Annotated in this window: 2 tRNA genes and 3 rRNA genes; all 5 read right to left on the reverse strand. The window is 48.5% G+C overall.

Going from position 1 to position 5,788, the window contains the following annotated elements:
- Positions 1-58 precede the first annotated feature (58 nt).
- The 5 genes from rrf to ACO0KZ_RS20380 all read right to left on the reverse strand — a co-directional run bounded on the left by rrf (position 59) and on the right by ACO0KZ_RS20380 (position 5,498).
- Positions 59-171, reverse strand: a 5S ribosomal RNA gene (rrf, locus tag ACO0KZ_RS20360).
- A 188-nt stretch (positions 172-359) separates the two neighbouring features.
- Positions 360-3,233 (reverse strand): 23S ribosomal RNA (locus tag ACO0KZ_RS20365).
- Between the two features lie 430 nt (positions 3,234-3,663).
- Positions 3,664-3,740 (reverse strand) — tRNA-Ile (locus tag ACO0KZ_RS20370).
- Between the two features lie 28 nt (positions 3,741-3,768).
- A tRNA-Ala gene (locus ACO0KZ_RS20375) sits at positions 3,769-3,844 on the reverse strand.
- Between the two features lie 119 nt (positions 3,845-3,963).
- A 16S ribosomal RNA gene (locus ACO0KZ_RS20380) occupies positions 3,964-5,498 on the reverse strand.
- Together the 16S, 23S and 5S rRNA genes with 2 tRNA genes alongside form the textbook arrangement of a ribosomal RNA operon.
- Positions 5,499-5,788: the final 290 nt, after the last annotated feature.

Genomic DNA, 5,788 nt, shown 5'->3' on the forward strand with positions numbered 1-5,788 from the left:
AAGCGCAAAAAGCAAAAGCCCCTGATTCGAAGTGAATCAGGGGCGATGCGGAATAAGAGCCTGACGATGACCTACTTTCACACTGGTTGCAGCACTATCATCGGCGCAAAGTCGTTTCACGGTCCTGTTCGGGATGGGAAGGTGTGGTACCAACTTGCTATAGTCATCAGGCATAACTTGTTGATTCGCTGTTTTCACGTTGAGTTGTGAAGAACAACAAATCCAATTGGGAAGAAGTATGACGGTATTACCGTCAGAAATAATCGGTTGTGATCGCTCAAACTTACGTTTAGCACACACTATTGTAATACTTGTCGTAGTTTCTGATTTTCATCAGATCTATAACTGACCAAAGTTATAGGGACAAGCCTTACGGGCAATTAGTACTGGTTAGCTTAATGCATTACTGCACTTCCACACCCAGCCTATCAACGTCCTGGTCTCGAACGACCCTTTAAAGAGATCAAGTCTCTGGGAAGTCTCATCTTAAGGCGAGTTTCCCGCTTAGATGCTTTCAGCGGTTATCTCTTCCGAACATAGCTACTCGGCAATGCCACTGGCGTGACAACCGATACACCAGAGGTTCGTCCACTCCGGTCCTCTCGTACTAGGAGCAGCCCCCTTCAAACTTCCAACGCCCACGGCAGATAGGGACCAAACTGTCTCACGACGTTTTAAACCCAGCTCACGTACCACTTTAAATGGCGAACAGCCATACCCTTGGGACCGGCTACAGCCCCAGGATGTGATGAGCCGACATCGAGGTGCCAAACTCCCCCGTCGATATGAACTCTTGGGAGGAATCAGCCTGTTATCCCCAGAGTACCTTTTATCCGTTGAGCGATGGCCCTTCCATACAGAACCACCGGATCACTATGTCCTACTTTCGTACCTGCTCGACTTGTCAGTCTCGCAGTTAAGCACGCTTATGCCATTGCACTATCGTCACGATGTCCGACCGTAACTAGCGTACCTTCGAACTCCTCCGTTACACTTTGGGAGGAGACCGCCCCAGTCAAACTGCCTACCATGCACTGTCCCCGACCCAGATAATGGGCCAAGGTTAGAACCTCAAACAAACCAGGGTGGTATTTCAAGGATGGCTCCACGAGAACTGGCGTCCCCGCTTCAAAGCCTCCCACCTATCCTACACAGATTGGTTCAAAGTCCAATGCAAAGCTACAGTAAAGGTTCATGGGGTCTTTCCGTCTAGCCGCGGGTAGATTGCATCATCACAAACATTTCAACTTCGCTGAGTCTCGGGAGGAGACAGTGTGGCCATCATTACTCCATTCGTGCAGGTCGGAACTTACCCGACAAGGAATTTCGCTACCTTAGGACCGTTATAGTTACGGCCGCCGTTTACTGGGACTTCAATCAAGAGCTTGCACCCCATCATTTAATCTTCCAGCACCGGGCAGGAGTCACACCATATACGTCCACTTTCGTGTTTGCATAGTGCTGTGTTTTTATTAAACAGTTGCAGCCACCAGTTTATTGCAACCCTTTCATCCTTCCCCCGCAGGGGGGTCAAACTACAAGGGCGTACCTTATCCCGAAGTTACGGTACCAATTTGCCGAGTTCCTTCTCCCGAGTTCTCTCAAGCGCCTTAGAATACTCATCTCGCCCACCTGTGTCGGTTTGCGGTACGGTCTCGTATGACTGAAGCTTAGAGGCTTTTCTTGGAACCACTTCCGATCGCTTCGACACCTAAGTGTCTCGTCTCAACCCCTTGAATTATGTACCCGGATTTGCCTAAGTACCTTCTACAAGTCAAGAACAGGCTCTTCCAACCGCCTGACGACCTTCCGCGATCCGTCCCCCCATCGCATCATACGACGGTGCAGGAATATTAACCTGCTTCCCATCAGCTACGCATCTCTGCCTCGCCTTAGGGGCCGACTCACCCTGCTCCGATGAACGTTGAACAGGAAACCTTGGGCTTACGGCGTGGGAGCTTTTCACTCCCATTATCGCTACTCATGTCAGCATTCGCACTTCTGATACCTCCAGCATCCTTTACAAGACACCTTCGCAGGCTTACAGAACGCTCTCCTACCATATCAATAAATTGATATCCGCAGCTTCGGTGTATAGCTTAGCCCCGTTACATCTTCCGCGCAGGACGACTCGATCAGTGAGCTATTACGCTTTCTTTAAAGGGTGGCTGCTTCTAAGCCAACCTCCTGACTGTTTTAGCCTTCCCACTTCGTTTTCCACTTAGCTATACTTTGGGACCTTAGCTGGCGGTCTGGGTTGTTTCCCTCTTGACACCGGACGTTAGCACCCGATGTCTGTCTCCCAAGCTCGCACTCAACGGTATTCGGAGTTTGCAATGGTTTGGTAAGTCGCGATGACCCCCTAGCCATAACAGTGCTCTACCCCCGTTGGTGATACTTGAGGCACTACCTAAATAGTTTTCGGAGAGAACCAGCTATTTCCAAGTTTGTTTAGCCTTTCACCCCTACCCACAGCTCATCCCCTAATTTTTCAACATTAGTGGGTTCGGACCTCCAGTACCTGTTACGGCACCTTCATCCTGGCCATGAGTAGATCACTTGGTTTCGGGTCTACACCCAGCGACTGTCGCCCTATTCGGACTCGATTTCTCTACGGCTTCCCTATACGGTTAACCTCGCCACTGAATGTAAGTCGCTGACCCATTATACAAAAGGTACGCAGTCACGGAACAAGTCCGCTCCTACTGTTTGTATGCACACGGTTTCAGGTTCTATTTCACTCCCCTTCCGGGGTTCTTTTCGCCTTTCCCTCACGGTACTGGTTCACTATCGGTCGATATCGAGTATTTAGCCTTGGAGGATGGTCCCCCCATGTTCAGACAGGATTTCACGTGTCCCGCCCTACTTGTCGCATACTTAGTTCCACAAAGATCATTTCGTGTAAGGGGCTATCACCCTCTATGGCCGGAGTTTCCAATCCGTTCCACTATGAAATCTGCTAAATCATGCAGGCTCTTCCCATTTCGCTCGCCACTACTTTGGGAATCTCGGTTGATTTCTTTTCCTGTAGCTACTTAGATGTTTCAGTTCGCCACGTTCGCTTTGCAACACTATGTATTCATGTTGCAATGACCTTACGGCCGGGTTTCCCCATTCGGAAATCTGCGGATCAAAGTGTGTTTGCTCACTCCCCGCAGCTTATCGCAAGCTACTACGTCCTTCATCGCCTGATATCGCCAAGGCATCCACCATGTGCACTTAGTCACTTGTCCCTATAACTTTGATTTCTGGCGTCTAGCTTTATTTCTAAAGTTAGGTTCATCACCAAAAAGTAGTTATAGTTCTTTACTACTATATGAGTATTACTTTAGCGTTTGCCGTAGCTCAAGTATCTTTGTATTTTAATGTTCAGTTCTATTGCTAAAACCAAACTACTTGGATCACTTTTACTACTTTGTTTGTTTGATACAATCACAACCCTTCCATAAACTTGTTTATCATTTCCATGACAAACGCCTTTACGAAATAAATTTTGATTATTTCTACTTTACTTCTTCTCAATTGTTAAAGAACGGTACTACTTTATTACTTTGCTTTCGTTTTGAAAGAACAAATCTCAATAGCGCTCGCGCTACTCACATTTGTTATTTCTTCTGATCTCTCAATCAGTTTCTCTTTCGATTCTCTGCCACCAATCTTACTTGGTAGGGCTGGTTGGGCTCGAACCAACGACCCCCGCGTTATCAACACGGTGCTCTAACCAGCTGAGCTACAGCCCCAGTCAATTACCACTAGTCTTACTTAACTTGGTGGAGGTTACCGGGCTCGAACCGATCACCCCCTGCTTGCAAAGCAGGTGCTCTACCAGATGAGCTAAACCCCCATTCGTTTTACAACTTAACCGGGCAAATCTCGAACAAGCTACTATTACTAGCGCTTCTTCTGCGTTCTTTATCATTAACAGTCAATAAGTGTGGACACTCAACATTTAGCGCACTCTAGAAAGGAGGTGATCCAGCCGCACCTTCCGATACGGCTACCTTGTTACGACTTCACCCCAGTCACGAACCCCGCCGTGGTAAGCGCCCTCCTTACGGTTAAGCTACCTACTTCTGGCGAAACCCGCTCCCATGGTGTGACGGGCGGTGTGTACAAGACCCGGGAACGTATTCACCGCGACATGCTGATCCGCGATTACTAGCGATTCCAACTTCATGTAGTCGAGTTGCAGACTACAATCCGGACTACGATACACTTTCTGGGATTAGCTCCACCTCGCGGTTTGGCAGCCCTCTGTATGTACCATTGTATGACGTGTGAAGCCCTACCCATAAGGGCCATGAGGACTTGACGTCATCCCCACCTTCCTCCGGTTTGTCACCGGCAGTCTCATTAGAGTGCTCAACTTAATGTAGCAACTAATGACAAGGGTTGCGCTCGTTGCGGGACTTAACCCAACATCTCACGACACGAGCTGACGACAGCCATGCAGCACCTGTGTATTGGTTCTCTTGCGAGCACTCCCAAATCTCTTCGGGATTCCAACCATGTCAAGGGTAGGTAAGGTTTTTCGCGTTGCATCGAATTAATCCACATCATCCACCGCTTGTGCGGGTCCCCGTCAATTCCTTTGAGTTTTAATCTTGCGACCGTACTCCCCAGGCGGTCTACTTCACGCGTTAGCTGCGTTACCAAGACAATTAAGTCCCGACAACTAGTAGACATCGTTTAGGGCGTGGACTACCAGGGTATCTAATCCTGTTTGCTCCCCACGCTTTCGTGCATGAGCGTCAGTGTTATCCCAGGGGGCTGCCTTCGCCATCGGTATTCCTCCACATATCTACGCATTTCACTGCTACACGTGGAATTCTACCCCCCTCTGACACACTCTAGCCATACAGTCTCAAATGCAGTTCCCAGGTTGAGCCCGGGGATTTCACATCTGACTTATATAACCGCCTGCGCACGCTTTACGCCCAGTAATTCCGATTAACGCTTGCACCCTACGTATTACCGCGGCTGCTGGCACGTAGTTAGCCGGTGCTTATTCTTCAGGTACCGTCATTAGCAAGCCGTATTAGGACTCACCGTTTCTTCCCTGACAAAAGAGCTTTACAACCCGAAGGCCTTCTTCACTCACGCGGCATTGCTGGATCAGGCTTGCGCCCATTGTCCAAAATTCCCCACTGCTGCCTCCCGTAGGAGTCTGGACCGTGTCTCAGTTCCAGTGTGGCTGGTCGTTCTCTCAAACCAGCTACTGATCGTCGCCTTGGTGAGCCTTTACCTCACCAACTAGCTAATCAGATATCGGCCACTCCATGAGCATGAGGTCTTGCGATCCCCCACTTTCAACCTTAGTTCGTATGCGGTATTAGCGTAACTTTCGCTACGTTATCCCCCACTCTAGGGTATGTTCCGATATATTACTCACCCGTTCGCCACTCGCCACCAGACCGAAGTCCGTGCTGCCGTTCGACTTGCATGTGTAAGGCATGCCGCCAGCGTTCAATCTGAGCCAGGATCAAACTCTTCAGTTTAATCTCTGTTACTTTTTCCATTTCTGGAATTCGTTCTTTCGAACGAGTCGCTCACTCAAAATACTGACAGTTGCGATAATGATTGCTCACTATCGCGTCTTATCTTTACTTCTTGTGAACATTTGATATTTTTTAAGTTTCTTAACTACCGAAATAGTTAATCGCTTCATTATCAAGTGCCCACATTTATTGACTGTTAATTGTTAAAGATCTGTATTCTTTTCCACTCAAACTCACCCGGAGGATTTTGTTTTTGCTACGAAGCGTTGTGTTCGTCAGCAGCAGAGAAA

It is taken from the genome of Undibacterium sp. Di24W (assembly GCF_049340325.1).
Classification (GTDB): Bacteria; Pseudomonadota; Gammaproteobacteria; order Burkholderiales; family Burkholderiaceae_D; genus Undibacterium.